Below are 15,530 nucleotides of genomic sequence, written 5' to 3'. Positions count from 1 at the left end.
GTCTCTCCATTCCAGCGTGCACGGGGCGGCCGCGGGCCGACGCGCGGAACCTCGCGCGACGCCGGGCGGCCGTGCCTCCAGACTATCGCCCTTCCCGGGGAGGGCGTCGCCGCCTCCACCGCGGGCAGGTGCACGGCGCGGATCCCCGCCGCGACCCGGCGGTCACCGCGCCGTCGTGGTGTCCTGCCTCCGCTTCACGTCCTCGAGCAGCAGCTCCGTCCGACGCACCAGCAGCGCTCCGGTCAGGCCGATCGCGGTCGCGGCACCGACCAGCAGGGCCAGCGGCCACAGCAGGGAGCACAGGAGCACCCAGGCCAGGAGCAGCGCCACCGCGGACAGCGAGCGCAGCGGCAGGGCGGCGGGGAGCATCAGGGCGAGCCGCCAGGTCACCAGGAGCTCCTGGTCCCGCACGCGGGGCACGACGGCGATCATCCCGAGCCCGACGGTCGCCCAGCCCGCGGCCACCGCCGCCAGGGTGCCCAGTGCCGCGGTGGCCAGGGGGTGATCGACCGCGCCGGCGGCGATCATCCACACCATCGCCAGGGATCCGGCCTGCACCACCAGCAGCGGCAGCATCCGCAGGTTCGCGCCGAGCAGCTCGGCGCGGAAGCTCGCCCACATCGTCGGCAGCACGCGCACCGGGACGCCGTGCCGGGCAGCGCGGAAGGCCCCGGCGGCGGCCGCCGTCGCCGGCGCCGCTCCGAGGACCACCAGGCCCAGCAGGGTCAGCAGGATCCAGACCAGGTTGATGCGGAGCGCCAGCCAGAGCGTGTCCACGGCCTCGGAGAGACGGGTCGACCACGCCGCGGGCTGATCAGGCTCCCGGATGCCCCGGCCCCGCCGCGGGGCCTGCGCGGAGTGGTCGGTGCTGCGGGAGGTGGGCGGCGTCCTCGCCGTCACGGTCTCGTCCATGCCGCCACGGTACCCATCCGGGTCCGCGGGGCGCCGGGGAGTCCGCGGGGGCGGCGCAGATGCGCCGGCGCGACGGGGCCGACGGCGACGCCCTGCTCCGTCCCCGCCCTCAGGGGCGCTCCTGCCCGGCGGCGTCGATCTCCTGCAGGAGGTGCTCGATGCGGCGGGTCAGCAGGCCCGTCGCGAGGTCGATCGCCGCGGCCGCCCCGACCAGGATCGCCAGGGGCCACAGCAGGGCGCACAGCATCGCCCACACCAGCAGTCCCAGCAGCAGGCCCACCGCCCGCGCCGGGAGCACGCCGGGCAGGAGCAGCGCCAGGCGCCAGGTGACCAGCACGTCCTGACGGCGCAGCCGCGGCGTGGCCACGATCGCGGCGGCGCTCACGGTGGCCCAGGCGCCGCTGATCGCCGCCACCGTCCCCAGCGCCACGGCCAGGGGTGCCGAGGGGACGGCGCCCCCGATGACCAGCCACAGCATCGAGGTCGCGCCCGCCTGGACCGCCATCAGGGGCAGCACGCGGATCGTCGCGGGCGCCAGCTGGCGGCGGTAGGTGGACCACATCGACGCCAGCACGCGGACCCGTCGGCCCTCGCGGGCGGCCAGCAGGGCATCGGCCGCGGCGACGCTGGCCGGCGCGACGCCCAGGACGACCAGTCCCAGCAGGGTCAGGGCGATCCACACCAGGTTGATCCGCAGCACGAGGACGACGCGCTCGATCATCTCGTTGCCGCGCAGCACCCAGGAGGGGACCTGCGCGGGACCGGAGGGCGAGCGAGAGGCGTTCACCTTCCCGAGGGTAGCCTCCCTCGCGGGCCGGTCCGCTCGAGGACACCATCAGAGGCCCGACGTCTTGCCGGGGCCGGCCCCTCGACGCGTGAGTTCGGGCCAGGTGGGAGACGCCGGGGCGCGTCGATCCCTCGGGAGAGGACCGATGTCTGATTGACTTCCGGCATGGTCACCACCTCCGCCGACACTCCGTCCGCCGCCGAGCCCCTGATCGCCCCCACGCCGGAGCAGCTGCAGTGGCAGCGGGACGGCCTCGGGGTCTTCTTCCATGTCGGGATCAACACCTTCGCGGGCAAGGAGTGGAGCGACGGCACCGTCCCCGCGCACCTCTTCGACCCCTCCGACCTCGACACCGACCAGTGGGTGCGCACCGCCCGGGACCTGGGGGCGAAGTACGTCGTGCTGACCGCCAAGCACCACGACGGCTTCTGCCTGTGGCCGACGGCGACCACCACCTACTCCGTCGCCTCCTCGCCGTGGAAGGGCGGGCAGGGGGACGTGGTCGGCGACCTCGCCGCGGCGTGCCGGCGCCACGGCATGAAGCTGGGGCTCTATCTCTCCCCCTGGGACCGCAATGCGCCGCAGTACGAGGACCCCGCGGTCTACGACGAGTTCTACCTCGCCCAGCTGCGCGAGCTGTGCACGAACTACGGGGAGCTGTTCGAGCTGTGGTTCGACGGTGCCGGCTCCGCCGGGCGGGAGTACGCCTGGGACCGCATCGGCGCCCTCATCGCCGAGCTGCAGCCGGGCGCCATGGTCTTCAACATGGGGCCCGCGACGATCCGCTGGGTCGGCAACGAGGACGGCCTCGCCGCGGATCCCTGCGATTACGTCACCCGCTCCACGGACCTCAACAACTACGACCCCGACGTGGTCGAGCTCGGCGAGGCCCGCTATCTGCCGCCCGAGTGCGACGTCTCGCTGCGACGCGGCTGGTTCTGGCAGGAGGGGGAGGAGCCGAAGTCCGTCCCCCACCTGCTGGAGATCCATGACCGCTCCCTGGGGCTCGGGGCGAACCTGCTGCTGAACGTGCCGCCGAACCGCGAAGGTCGGATCGGCGAGGACGACGCGGCGCGGCTCGTCGAGTTCCGCGCGGCCCTGGACGCCCGCTTCGGCCGGCCCGTCGCGGCGCGCCTCGAGAGCACGATGACGCCGTCGGGCGGCCGGGTCCGGGCGCATCTGCCCGGCGTCGCGCTCTTCGACCACGTCGAGATCGCCGAGGACATCACCGCCGGGCAGCGTGTGCGCAGCCATCGTGTGCTGGACTCCGACGGATCGGTGCTGGCCGAGGGCGGGACGATCGGCGTCCGCCGCCTCCACCGCCTGCCGGCCGCGGTGGAGGCCGCCGCGGTGATCGTCGAGGTCGAGGGCGAGGGCGCCGCGCTCACCGCCGTGCAGGTCCACGACGCCACCGGCGCTCCCGTCCCGGCGCTGCCCGAGGACTTCCGGGCCCCGACCGAGGCGCCGATCGACTGAGTGCCGCCGCCGGACCCGTCACCGCAGCGGCACCTCGAGGTCCAGTCCGTGCTCCGGATCCCGCACGATGCCGCGGAGCACGTCGTAGGCCTCGGCGACGATGTCGGGACGCTCGTCCCAGAGGTTCATGGTCTCTCCGGGATCGGCCCCGAGGTGATAGAGCTGGCCCTCGGGGTGATCGCGATCGAAGACCCGCCCCGGAGGTCGGCTGAAGCCTCCGCCGGAGCCGGTGCCGAACTCGACCTTCCACGAGCCCATCCGCACGGCGAAGACGCCGGAGAACGAGTGGTGGACGAGCGCAGGGCGCTCCGACGGCGGCTCCCCGGTGATGGCTGCCAGCTGGTCGACGGAGTCCTCCGCGGCTCCTCGCGGGATCAGCGCACCGGCGGCGGAGGCGATGGTGGAGAAGAGGTCGTTCAGCCCGATGAGCTGATCCGTGCCGGCCCCCGGAGGGACGCGACCCGGCCACCGGACCAGGAGCGGCTCGCGGTGGCCGCCCTCCCAGATGTCCGCCTTCTGGCCCCGGTACGGCCCGTTGGGGCGATGGGTGACGACGTCCCCGTCCTCGGGGAACCCGGTGGGCGCACCGTTGTCGCTGGTGACGATGAGGAGCGTGTCGTCCGCCGCTCCCGCCGCCTGCAGGGCCTCGTCGATCTGGCCCACGATCTCGTCGAACAGGCAGACATGGTCGGCCCGGGCACCGATCCCCGTGCGACCGCGGACATGCTCCGGGGGGACGCAGGGACGGTGGGGGCAGGTGGTCGCCAGGTACAGGAAGAACGGCGATCCGGTTCCCGCCTGCTCGGTCATCCAGTCCGCCGCCTCCCGGGCGCAGCGGAGATCCACCTGGTCGTCCTCCCAGCCCGGGGTCTGGAAGCCCGGCCTCTGCCCGGGCAGCCGCCGCTTGGGCCGATCCGGCAGCTCGAGCGCTCGATCCTGGTCGAGGACGCAGTAGGGCGCCATGTCCAGGGAGGCCGAGATCCCGAAGAAGCGATCGAACCCGAGGTCCACGGGTCCGCCCCGGAAGGGCAGGGAGTAGTCGATGTCGTTCCCGATGTCGCGGATCTCGCCCAGGGACAGCGCCGCTCCTCCCGACCCGTCGATCCCGTGCGCCTGCTCGTCGAGCGGCTCGACGTCCCGAGGATCCTTCCTCGCCCAGTCCAGACCGAGGTGCCATTTCCCGAAGGCGCCGGTGGCGTATCCCGCCGCGGACAGGACCGACGCGATGGTCGGCCGGCCGGGCTCGATGAGCGGTGCGCCGTGGCCGAGCAGCACCCCGGACTTCATCGGGCTCCGCCACGCATAGCGCCCGGTGAGCAGCGCGTACCGGCTCGGCGTGCAGACCGAGGACGCGGAATGCGCGTCGCCGGCGGTCAGGCCCTCCCGCGCGATGCGGTCGGTGTGCGGCGTCGGGATGAGCGTCGCCCCGTTGCAGCCGAGATCCCCCCATCCCAGGTCGTCGGCGATGATCAGGACGACATTCGGTCGCTTCTCCGTCATGGTGTGGTTCGTTCTCCGTCCGTCTGTCGTTGTCCGGTCCGCGCGCAGCTCGGGTCCGCCGGTGCCCTCAGGGGCGACGGCGGTCCGCCTCGGTGAGGATCTCGAGATAGCGCGGGAGGTTCGCGCTCTCGAAGCTCGCGACGAAGGACTCCCAGTCCTCGTCGCTGGTGGGGTCGAGATCGCCGAGAGCCATCTTCGCCGTCCCCTGCGCGTAGAGGCTGTCGATGTTCGCGCGCAGCTCGCCGATCTCCGCGGAGTCCTCGGCGGAGAAGAACGGGGGGATGAACAGGGACTCGATCGGGGCGCGGTACGGCTCGAAGAGCTTCCCCGCCTGGTAGAGGACCGGCTCCACGGAGGTGTTCTCGTCCACGCTCTCGCCGTGCCGGACGTCCATGCCCAGGTTGTACACCCCGGACTCGGGCCAGGTGATGTTGTCCTCTTCCTCGCCCTCCACCGGGAAACGCGCGTAGAGGGCGGGACGGCCGTCGATGCCGAGCTGGTCGTCGGACCCCCACTCCCAGTGGCGGTCGATGGCGCCCAGGCGCATCTCGAGGGTGGGGAGGAGCCCGAGCTGGGCGTCGGCCCAGCGCACGAGGGTGACGGGATCCTCGCAGGCGCTGGTGATGACCAGTCCGCTGGCGTCGCCGTGGGACTCGTTCCAGGGGATGATCGGATCCCCGCCGCTGCCGGAGAAGGGGGCCAGGGGGACGAACTGATGGACGAGCGCGTCCGGGCCGGTCCACTCGACGTCGACGATGCCGTACTGGTTGCCCATCTGCAGCACGCCCACCCGGGAGCCGTCGGGATCCATGGTCAGGCGCTTGAGCTGATCGTTGTCCTGGGTGAAGGCATTGGGGTCCAGCAGCCCGTCCTTCACCAGTCGCGCGACGACCGTGAGCACCTCGCGGAACCCGTCCTCGACGGGCGTGTACACGATGGCGTCGCCGTCGCGGCGGAGCTTGTTGATGCCCATGTCGTAGACGGAGGCGCCGATGAGGCCGAAGGGGAGCACCGCCTTGTCCCCGCTGAACGGGCGGAGGTCGGGATCCGCGGCGAGCATGTCGCGCAGCATCTGCTCGAACTCCTCGAGCGTGGTGGGCTGCTCGGTCCAGCCGGCCGCCTCCATGGTGGGCTGATGCACCCAGGTCCGAGTGTCCGAGGAGGCACAGTGGTAGCACTGGTTGACCGACGGGATGGCGTACATCGCGCCGTCGGGTGCTGTCCAGGACGCGCGCAGGTCCGGGTTCTGCTCGAACAGCTCCTGCAGCTGCGGAGCGTACTCGTCGATCAGCTGGTCGAGCGGTTGGAACAGACCCTGGGCGCCGTAGGCGTAGATCTGTGACTTCGTGAAGCCACCCATCCACTCCGGGCCCAGCATGAGCCCGTCGGGCAGGTCCCCGCCGGAGAGGATCGCATTGACCTTGGGCGCCCCCTCCTCGCCCTGGGGGACGGTCTCGTAGGCGATCCGCACCCCCGTCTTCTCCTCGAGGTAGAGCGAGTGGAGATTGGTCTCGAAGTCGAGGCCCGCACCGCTGCGGGTCAGGACCCTGAACTCCGTCGATCCGTCGCCGAAGGGCTCGATTTCTCGGGCTCGGGGGCCGACATACCCCTCGGGGTACGGGACGCCCTCGATCTCCGGGCCGAGCTCGACCTTCAGCGAGGAGGAGCCCTGCTCGTACTCGACCTGCGGGACCTCGGGCGTCGCGGAGCCTCCGGTGTCGCCCGAACAGGCGGCGAGGGAGGCGATACCGGGCGCCGCGAGGGCGCCGACGAGGACGGATCGGCGGGCGAGGGGACGGTCGGGGGAGGGGATGGCGGACATGGGCGTTCTCCTGACGTCGTCGTCATGGGGGACTCCGGGGCGGGCGCCCCGGGAGATCAGAACAATCCGGCCTTCGTGATGCGCCGCGAGAGGGCGTTGACCGCGAGCAGGAGGATCAGCCCGACGACGCTGCGGAACAGGCCGATCGCGGTGGCGTAGCTGTACTGGGGGATGGGGCTCTTCAGGCCCACCTCGTAGACGTAGGTGTCGATCACCTGGGAGGTCGAGAGGTTCAGCGGGTTCTGCATGAGCAGCACCTTCTCGAAGCCCACGCTCATGATCGAGCCGACGTTGAGGATCATCAGCACGATCGCGATCGGCATGATCGCGGGCAGGTCGATGTGCCACATGCGTCGCAGGTGCGAGGCGCCGTCCACCTTCGCCGCCTCGTGCAGCTCCGGCGGGACGGAGGAGAGCGCGGCCAGGTAGATGATCGCGCTGAAGCCCGCCGTCTGCCAGATCCCCGACCACACGTAGGTGTGGCGGAACCATCCCGGATCGGTGAGGAACGCCGGCGCCTCGAGGCCCAGCAGCGAGAAGGCGTGGGTGACGATGCCCGACTGCGGGTCCAGGAGCATCACCAGGATGCCGACGACCACCACGATCGAGATGAAGTTCGGGGCGTAGGTGATGAGCTGGACGACGCGGGAGAAGTACTTCTGCCGCACGGCGTTCAGCGCCAGCGCCAGGATGATCGGGACCGGGAACCCGGCGATCAGCTCGTAGAAGGCGAGCACCAGCGTGTTGCGCAGCAGCGGCCAGAAGTTGTAGCTGGTCACGAACTTCTCGAAGTGCTTGAGCCCCACCCAGTCGGAGCCCGTGATGCCGCCGGCGGGCGTGAAGTCGCGGAACGCGATCTGGATGCCGTACATCGGCCAGTAGGCGAAGAGGATCACCCACACCACCGCCGGCAGCAGCAGCAGGTACAGCTGCCAGGAGCGAGAGAGGCGCCGGGAGAGCGGGACCGTGCGCTGTCCCTCGAGCACCGGGGCGCGCTTGCGGTGCTTCTTCGGCGTGTCGTCGACGCGGAGCTGGTCGACGAAGTTTCCCTGGTCGGTACTCATATGGACATCAACCCTTCAGGGAACCGATCATCATGCCCTTGACGAAGTGCTTCTGCACGAACGGGTAGGCGATGAGCGGGGGGACGGACGCGATGATGATCAGGGCGTACTTGAGCTTGTCGGCCAGCTGCTGCATCGCCGCGATGCGCTCCGGATCGGCATTGGCCATGTCCGAGGGATCGAAGGCGTTCTCCAGCAGGATGTTCCGCATGACCAGCTGCAGCGGATACAGCTCCTCGTCGGTGAGGTAGATGAGGCCGTTGAAGTACGCGTTCCAGGTCGCGACGCCGTACAGCAGCAGGTTCACAGCGATGATCGGCTTGGACAGCGGCATCACGATCTGGGCGAAGAAGCGCATGTCGCTGGCCCCGTCGATGCGGGAGCACTCCAGCAGCTCGTGGGGGATGGTGGTCTGGAAGAAGGTCCGGGTGACGATCAGCTGCCAGACGCTCACCGCGGTGGGGATGATCATCGCCCAGATCGTGTTGAGCATGCCCAGGTCCCGCACCACCAGATAGGTGGGGATCATGCCGCCGGAGAACATCATGGTCAGCACGAACACGAGGGTGAAGAAGTTCCTGCCCACCAGGTCCGCGCGGGAGAGGGCGTAGCCGCCCATGACGGTCACCGCCGTGCCGATCAGCATGGCCGCGCCCGAGTACAGGATCGAGTTCAGGAAGCCGCGCGTGATCGCCGGATAGTCCAGCACCGCCTGATAGGCGTCCAGGCTGAAGCCGACGGGCCACAGCCACATCTCGCCCGAGGACACCGCCGCGGGCGTGGAGAGTGACGCGCTGACGATGTAGACGAACGGGTACACGATCGTCAGCGTGAACAGGACGAGCAGCACGACCAGCACGACGTTGAGGATCCGGTCCGACCGCGGGTCCTTGATGCGCCGGCGCGGCGGCGCGCTCTCGCGCACGTCCGGCGGCCGTGGCTCGGTGGACAGAACTGCCATGGGACGAAAGCCTTTCCGGCCGCGGAGGGCGCAGAGGGGATGAGGGGACTGGCGACGCCCGCCACGTCGTCGTGCCGGGCGCCGGGCGGGTCACCCGTACTGGGCGTCGTACGCCTCCTGGTGGGTCTGGACGTAGGTCTCGATGCCGATCGACCGCGCGGTCTCGAGGTACTCGTTCCAGTCGGCGTCCTTCGAGGCGTCCTTCTTTCCCGTGCCGAAGGCGGCCATGGCCTGGGTGAAGTGGCTGTCGAGGTTGGTGAGGATCTCGCCGGCGGCCGCGGACTGGTCGAGGTCCAGCACCAGCGGCGGCACGCCGGACTCCTCGGCGGTGGCGAAGGGCTCGTAGAGCGTCCCGGCCTCGTACAGGATCGGCTCGACGGACGGGGTGGACTCGAGCACGGCCTCGCCGTGGCGCTGGGACATCGACTTGTACAGCGGCCCCCATTCGCGCCACGCCTGGTTCTTGAGCTCCTCCGGGGTGGGGAGCACCTGCGAGACCGCCTGCTGGCCGTCGATGCCGACCTGGCCCTCGGTCGCCCAGTCCCAGCCCACGCCCTGCTCCCCACGGCCCACGGAGATCGTCAGCCCGAGCTCGAACTGGTAGTCGGCCCAGCGGACCATCTGGGCCGGATCGGGGCAGCTGGGCGTGATGACGAAGTTGGGGTAGCCGTAGGCGAAGTGGTCCCACTGCGCGGTCCGCACCCCGTCCGGACCGGCCATCGGAGCCAGGGGCTTCATGATGAGGGCGACGTTGTCCGGATCGGTGTAGTCCGAGGCCGCGCTGAAGCTGAAGGTCGAGTAGCCGTAGGCCACGCCGAACTTCGGGCCGTCCGGGCTGTCGCCGAGCTTCTGGTACTGCTCGGCGGTGTAGGAGAACATGCCCGGATCCAGGTTCCCCTTGGCGAACTGCTCCTGGATCCAGATGATCCCCTCGCGGTAGGCGGGGTCCTCGTGCAGCCACTCGATGGTCCCGCCGCTGCGGCGCAGCCAGGCCGCGGGCATCTCGAGGAAGGAGCCCAGGAAGAACTGCATCAGCTGAGGCATGGTGTCGGCATCGGTGATCGTCATGACCGAGCCGTCGGGCTTGCCGGAGTAGGCGCGGAACTCGTCCATGAGGGTGTCGAAGTCGTCGAGGGTCTCGGGCTGCTCGGCGCCGACGCCCTCGAGCCAGCGGGAGTTGATCCAGGTGCGGATGTTGGCGGACTTGCAGTGGTAGCAGTCGTTCATCGACGGGATCGCGTAGAGCTTGCCGTCGGGGGAGCTGTACTGCTTCCGCATGTCGGGGAAGGAGGCGAACATGTCGAGGATGTGCGGGGCGTTCTCGTCGATGAGCTTGTCCAGGGGGATGAACAGGCCCTGCTCGCCGTAGATGGAGATCTCGGAGAGGTTGAAGATGTCCTGCCCGACCATCAGGGAGTGAGGGAGGTCGCCGCCGGCGACGATCGCGTTGACCTTGGTCTTGCCGTCCTCCCCGGCGGGGACGGTGACATAGGTGGCGTTGATGCCGGTCTTCTCGGCGACCAGGCCGGAGTAGTAGTTGGTGGCGAGGTCCATCTCCGGATCGACCTGGCTGAGGACGGTGAACTCGGTCTCGCCGTCGCCGAAGGGCTCGAGCTCGCGGGCCCGGGGGCCCACGTAGTCCTCGGGGTAGAGGACGCCCTCGATCTCGGGGGCCAGCTCGACCGTGAGGGCCGCGCTGCCGGGCTCGTAGTCGTCGCCGCCGGTGACCTCGTCATCGGCGTCCTCACCGCCGCAGGCGGCCAGGAGCAGCGGCGCGGCGACCGCGGTCGTGCCGACCGCGGCGCTGCGGCCCAGGAACGCACGGCGGTCCACGGTGAAGCGTGGAGCGGGGGACGGAACGTCTGCGTCAGACATGCGGGACTCCCTTGTCGTTGTCCACGGCCGACGGTGGCACGTGATTCGATTCACGGACTATCGCATAGGCCCGATGATTGGGGCAACCATGCCACGCCAGGGCCCGGGTGTCGACAGGGCTCGTCCTGGCGTGCCCCGAAGGGGTGGGTGACCTGCTGGAACGACAGAGATGGGCGGCGCTGAGGAGTGCCGGACCGGTGTTGTCCCCTCCGATCCTGTGCAGTAGTGTCCTCAGACATCCGAGGTCTGTGGGCCTCAGTCCACCGATGTCTCCACCGATGTCTCCCGGTTGTCTCCGCCGGCTGTCACGACCGCCGCCGAGCGCCCCCGCCCCGCCAGGAAGGTGCCCATGGCCACGTTCACCGCACTCGATGTGAGTGACGTCCGCTTCCCCACGTCCCAGTCCCTCGACGGCTCCGACGCGATGAACAAGGACCCCGACTACTCGGCCGCCTACCTCGAGCTGAGGACCTCGGACGGCCGCAGCGGCGCGAGCCTCGTGTTCACCATCGGCCGCGGCAACGACGTCCAGGCCGAGGCCATCCGGGTCCTCGCCCCGCATCTGCTGTGCCGGGACGTGGACGAGGTGCTCGACGACCTCGGGGCGGCGGGCGCCGCGATGACCGAGGACTCGCAGCTGCGCTGGCTGGGCCCGGAGAAGGGCGTCATGCAGATGGCCATCGGCGCGGTCGTCAACGCCCTGTGGGACCTGCGATGCCAGCGCGAGGGCAAGCCGCTGTGGCGGGTGCTGGCCGAGCTCGACCCCGAGGAGCTCCTCGATCTCGTCGACTTCCGCTACCTCGAGGACGCGCTGACGCGCGAGGAGGCCCGGGAGATCCTCGAGGCCGCCGTCCCCGGCCGCGCCGAGCGCATCGCGCGGCTCGAGGCCACGGGGTATCCCGCCTACACCACCACGCCCGGATGGCTGGGCTACAGCGACGAGAAGCTCGAGCGTCTGCTGGGCGAGGCTCGCGACCAGGGCTTCGACATGGTCAAGCTCAAGGTCGGCGAGGACATCGAGGACGACCTGCGGCGCTTCGCCATCGCCCGGCGGGTGCTCGGCGAGGACTTCCCGATCGCGACCGACGCCAATCAGCGCTGGGGGGTCGACGAGGCCGTCGCCGCGATCGACGCCCTGCGGCCGGCCGACCCCTACTGGATCGAGGAGCCCACCAGCCCTGACGACGTGCTGGGCCACGCCGCGATCCGCCGCCGCATCGCCCCCGTGCGCGTCGCCACCGGGGAGCACGTCCACAACCGCATCATGTTCAAGCAGCTGCTGCAGGCCGATGCCGTGGACGTGGTCCAGATCGATGCCACCCGCGTGGGCGGCATCCATGAGAACCTGGCGATCCTGCTGCTGGCCGCCAAGTTCGGCACGCCGGTGTGCCCCCATGCCGGGGGTGTGGGCCTGTGCGAGATGGTCCAGCACCTGGCGATGGCGGACTTCGTGGCGATCAGCGGCACGATGGAGGGCCGGCGCATCGAGTACGTCGACCACCTCCACGAGCACTTCGTCGAGCCCGTCCGCATCTCCGGCGGTGCGTACGTGGCTCCGCGCGGGCCGGGCATCGGGGCCCGGATGCATCCCGACACCATCGCGCAGTACCGGTTCCCCGATGGGCCGGTCTGGAAGGAGCCGGCCGCATGACCTCCCCCCAGCACTGGTTCGACGAGGGCCGCTTCGGCCTGTTCGTGCACTTCGGCCTCTACGCGATCCCCGCCCGCCACGAATGGTCGATGACCTGGGAGCGCCGCACGCCCGAGGACTACGAGCGCTACGCCGAGGTCTTCGATCCCGATCGCTTCGACGCGCGCGAGATCGCGCGCCGCGCCCGCGAGGCCGGGATGCGCTACGCCGTGCTCACCACCAAGCACCACGAGGGGTTCTGCCTCTTCGACAGCGCCCTGACGGACTACACCTCCGTGACCTCCTGCGGTCGCGACCTCATGGCCGAATGGACCGAGGCGCTGCGGGCCGAGGGGCTGAGGGTCGGGATCTACCACTCGCTCATCGACTGGCACCATCCCGACTTCACGATCGACAGCAACCATCCCCTGCGCGACGCGGCCGATCGCGAGCAGCGGAACGCCTCCCGGGACATGGCGCGCTACCGCGCCTACCTCCACGGCCAGGTCCGTGAGCTGCTGACGAACTACGGCACCATCGACTACCTGTTCTTCGACTTCACCTACCCGGGCACGGACGGCAAGGGCCCGGAGGACTGGGACAGCGAGGCGCTGCTGACGATGGTCCGCGAGCTGCAGCCGGACATCGTCGTCAACGACCGCCTCGGCATCCCCGGCGACCTGGTCACCCCGGAGCAGTACCAGCCCGCCGCGCCGATGACGGACGCCTCCGGGGACCGGGTGCGCTGGGAGGCCTGCCAGACCACCAACGGCTCCTGGGGGTACGACCGCGACAACCAGGACTTCAAGAGCGCGGATCTCCTGCTGCGCATGCTCGTGGACTCGGTCGCCACCAACGGGAACATGCTGCTGAACATCGGGCCGGACGGCCGCGGCGGGCTGCGCCGCGAGGACGTGGACGCCCTCGCGGAGATCGCGCGCTGGATGGAGCTGCACGAGGCGTCCGTGCACGGCGCCGGCCCGGCCGACGGCCTCGAGGCGCCCCAGGGGACGATCCTCACGCGCTCCGGGGAGCGCCTCTACGTGCACCTGGCGACCTGGCCGATGCAGCACCTCCACCTCCGCGGTCTCGCCGGCCGGGTGCGCTTCGCCCGGCTGCTCCACGACGGCTCCGAGGTGCGCTTCCGGACCATCGACCCGGAGCAGAAGGCCCAGAACATGACGGTCGGCGGGATCGGAGCGGACGTCGTGACGTTCACGCTGCCGATCCGCCGGCCGGACGTCCTGCTGCCGGTCCTCGAGATCCGCCTGCAGGACGCGGAGGAGACCGCGGCCGACGGGACGGAGGAGTGAGCGCCATGGAGACCATCGCCCTGCACACCCGCATCGCGGAGGGCCGTGAGGAGGACTACGAGCGCGAGCACGCCGTGATCCCGGCGCCCCTGGACGCCGCTCTGCGCCGCGCGGGCGTGGCGAGCTGGCGGATCTGGCGCGACGGGCGGGACCTGTTCCACCTCGTCGAGGTCGAGGACTACCGCGCCATGCGCCGCCGTCTCGCCGAGGACCCCGCCAACGTCGCCTGGCAGGAGCACATCAACGCCTTCCTCGAGGTCGCCGACTCCTATGCGGGCGATGACCTGGGAATCGGACAGGTCTGGGAGCTGCCCGCCACCCCGGCCGCCGAGGGGGAGGAGGGGGCACGATGAGCATCGAGCTTCCCGCCTTCGGCGTCGGCGCCGCCCAGATGGGGAACCTGTACCGACCCACGCCCGAGGACGTCGCCCAGGCCGCCCTCGCCGCGGCCTGGGACGGCGGCCTGCGGTACTACGACACCGCACCGCACTACGGCATGGGACTCTCCGAGCGCCGCCTCGGCGCGATGCTGCGGACCAGGGAGCGCAGCGAGTTCGTCCTCTCCTCCAAGGTGGGGCGGCTGATCGTCGACGATCCCGCGGGCGGGAGCGGCGACGACCTCGACAACGGCTTCGCCGTCCCGGACTCCACGCAGCGCGTCTGGGACGTCTCCGCCGGCGGCATCCGGCGCAGCATCGAGGAGTCCCTGGAGCGGATGGGGCTGGACCGCCTGGACATCGCCTACCTCCACGACCCCGAGGAGGGGCCCGAGGACCAGGCCTTCGCCGAGGCGCTGCCCGCGCTGATCGCGCTGCGCGAGGAGGGCGTGGTGCGCGCCGTCGGCGTCGGCTCCAAGTCCGACCGCGCCCTGGCGCGCTTCACCGCCACCGGTGCATTGGATCTGGTGATGATCTCGGGGCGGTACACGCTGCTGGAGCAGCCCGCCGCGAGGGAGCTGCTGCCGCTGTGCGAGCGCCACGGCACCCGTGCGGTCGCCGTGAGCGTCTACAACTCCGGGATCCTCTCCCGCGAGACGCCCTCGCGCGAGTCCGCCTACGAGTACGGCCAGGTCCCCGAGGCGGTGTGGGAGCGCGCCATGGCGCTGGCGGCGCTGTGCGAGGAGCACGGCGTGACGCTGCCCCAGGCGGCCACCCACTTCCCGCTGCGCCACCCCGCGGTGGTCAACGTGACGCTGGGGATGCGCACCCCCGAGCACGTCGCCTCGAACCTCGCGCGGATGGAGGCCCGGATCCCGTCGGAGCTGTGGGAGGCGATCGATGCGCTGTGATGCGCACCTGCATCTGTGGGACCTCGAGCGCAGCCCGTACGCGTGGCTGGCGGGGGCGCCGACGGAACTGCGCCGCACCTTCGCGCCCCAGGAGGTGCTGCCCGCGCTGCGTGAGCTCGGGATCCGGCAGCTGGTGCTCGTCCAGGCCGACGACACCCGGGAGGACACCGCCCACCTCCAGCGCCTCTCCCGCGAGCTCCCGCTGCTCGAGCCGAGCCTGCGCGCCGTGGGGGTGGTCGCCTGGATGCCGCTCGCCGAGCCCGCGGAGGTGCGCCGGCTCCTGGCCGATGCGGAGGCGATGGAGCGCGTGGTCGGGGTGCGCCACCTGACCCACGACGATCCCGACCCCTTCTTCCTGCGCCGCCCGGAGGTGTCGGACTCCCTCGAGCTGCTCGCCGCGGCGGGCCTCCCGCTCGACGTGCCCGATGCCTTCCCGGCGCAGATGGCCTACCTGCCCGAGCTCGCCGCCGAGCACCCGGAGCTCACGATCGTCCTGGACCATCTCGGCAAGCCGCCCCTGGGCGCCCATCCCGGGACGCTGCGCACCTGGCGTGAGATGCTCGCGCGCCTGGCCGAGCACGAGTCGGTGGTGGCCAAGCTCAGCGGCCTCGCGACCAGCGGCACGGGAGATCGCGGAGACCTCGTCGCGGTCCTCGCGCAGGCCCGCGAGCTGCTGGGCGCCGAGCGGCTGATGTACGGCTCCGACTGGCCGATCGCCCCGCAGGTCGCGGACCACGCCTCCGGGACGCAGGCGCTGTTCGAGGAGATCCTGACCTGGCCGGAGCGGGAGCGGGACCTGGTCCTGGGCGGGACCGCCCAGCGGGTCTACGGCCTGCCGACGGACTGATCGACGTGCTGCGAGCGTGCGAGCGGTAGGAGATCAGTCGGGAAGGTGCGGACTG

General features: G+C 70.9%; 13 protein-coding genes. 6 read left to right on the top strand and 7 right to left on the bottom strand.

Features of this window, described 5'->3' with window-relative positions; translation table 11 throughout:
- Positions 1-162: 162 nt before the first annotated feature.
- Complete coding sequence (locus tag CXH06_RS14835; protein WP_114855976.1) at positions 163-912, bottom strand: DUF624 domain-containing protein; 750 nt, start codon at positions 910-912, stop codon at positions 163-165.
- A 109-nt stretch (positions 913-1,021) separates the two neighbouring features.
- Positions 1,022-1,699, bottom strand: a complete 678-nt coding sequence (locus tag CXH06_RS14830) for a DUF624 domain-containing protein (RefSeq protein WP_157975769.1) — start codon at positions 1,697-1,699, stop codon at positions 1,022-1,024.
- Positions 1,700-1,864: 165 nt separating this feature from the next.
- Between CXH06_RS14830 and CXH06_RS14825 the strand changes: the two genes are divergently transcribed.
- Positions 1,865-3,175, top strand: coding sequence for an alpha-L-fucosidase (locus CXH06_RS14825; RefSeq protein WP_114855975.1), 1,311 nt, complete (start codon positions 1,865-1,867; stop codon positions 3,173-3,175).
- 18 nt (positions 3,176-3,193) lie between these two features.
- On the opposite strand, the gene CXH06_RS14820 is transcribed toward CXH06_RS14825, so the two are convergent.
- The 5 genes from CXH06_RS14820 to CXH06_RS18355 all read right to left on the bottom strand — a co-directional run bounded on the left by CXH06_RS14820 (position 3,194) and on the right by CXH06_RS18355 (position 10,397).
- A complete protein-coding gene (locus tag CXH06_RS14820) occupies positions 3,194-4,675 on the bottom strand; it encodes an arylsulfatase (RefSeq protein WP_114855974.1) in 1,482 nt (493 codons plus the stop codon).
- A gap of 67 nt (positions 4,676-4,742) precedes the next feature.
- Entirely contained in the window at positions 4,743-6,497 is a 1,755-nt protein-coding gene (locus CXH06_RS18770) for an extracellular solute-binding protein (protein ID WP_114855973.1), read from the bottom strand.
- A gap of 56 nt (positions 6,498-6,553) precedes the next feature.
- Positions 6,554-7,561, bottom strand: a complete 1,008-nt coding sequence (locus CXH06_RS14810) for a sugar ABC transporter permease (protein ID WP_114855972.1) — start codon at positions 7,559-7,561, stop codon at positions 6,554-6,556.
- Positions 7,562-7,568: 7 nt separating this feature from the next.
- A complete protein-coding gene (locus CXH06_RS14805; RefSeq protein WP_114855971.1) occupies positions 7,569-8,522 on the bottom strand; it encodes a carbohydrate ABC transporter permease in 954 nt (317 codons plus the stop codon).
- A gap of 90 nt (positions 8,523-8,612) precedes the next feature.
- The gene (locus CXH06_RS18355; protein ID WP_157975768.1) at positions 8,613-10,397 is read right to left on the bottom strand and encodes a hypothetical protein; all 1,785 of its coding nucleotides are present in this window, start codon (positions 10,395-10,397) and stop codon (positions 8,613-8,615) included.
- 349 nt (positions 10,398-10,746) lie between these two features.
- Here CXH06_RS18355 and CXH06_RS14795 point away from each other — a divergent pair, with 349 nt between their 5' ends.
- Genes CXH06_RS14795 through CXH06_RS14775 form a run of 5 tightly spaced genes read left to right on the top strand, consistent with a single transcriptional unit; the run spans position 10,747 to position 15,475 of the window.
- Positions 10,747-12,048 (top strand): enolase C-terminal domain-like protein, encoded by a 1,302-nt coding sequence (locus CXH06_RS14795; RefSeq protein ID WP_114855970.1) that lies wholly within the window; start codon positions 10,747-10,749, stop codon positions 12,046-12,048.
- Complete coding sequence (locus CXH06_RS14790) at positions 12,045-13,340, top strand: alpha-L-fucosidase (protein WP_114855969.1); 1,296 nt, start codon at positions 12,045-12,047, stop codon at positions 13,338-13,340. Before CXH06_RS14795 ends, CXH06_RS14790 begins: the two co-directional genes overlap by 4 nt.
- Before the next feature lie 5 nt (positions 13,341-13,345).
- Positions 13,346-13,693 (top strand): L-rhamnose mutarotase, encoded by a 348-nt coding sequence (locus tag CXH06_RS14785; RefSeq protein ID WP_114855968.1) that lies wholly within the window; start codon positions 13,346-13,348, stop codon positions 13,691-13,693.
- On the top strand, positions 13,690-14,628 hold the full coding sequence (locus tag CXH06_RS14780; RefSeq protein WP_114855967.1) for an aldo/keto reductase: 939 nt from the start codon (positions 13,690-13,692) through the stop codon (positions 14,626-14,628). Before CXH06_RS14785 ends, CXH06_RS14780 begins: the two co-directional genes overlap by 4 nt.
- Positions 14,618-15,475: an amidohydrolase gene (locus CXH06_RS14775; protein WP_114855966.1), complete on the top strand. Its 858-nt coding sequence runs from the start codon at positions 14,618-14,620 to the stop codon at positions 15,473-15,475. The genes CXH06_RS14780 and CXH06_RS14775 overlap by 11 nt, the downstream gene beginning before the upstream one ends.
- Positions 15,476-15,530: the final 55 nt, after the last annotated feature.

The sequence above is a fragment of the Brachybacterium sp. YJGR34 genome (assembly GCF_003347015.1).
Taxonomy (GTDB): Bacteria; Actinomycetota; Actinomycetes; order Actinomycetales; family Dermabacteraceae; genus Brachybacterium.
This window is presented reverse-complemented; position numbering and strand designations above follow the sequence as displayed.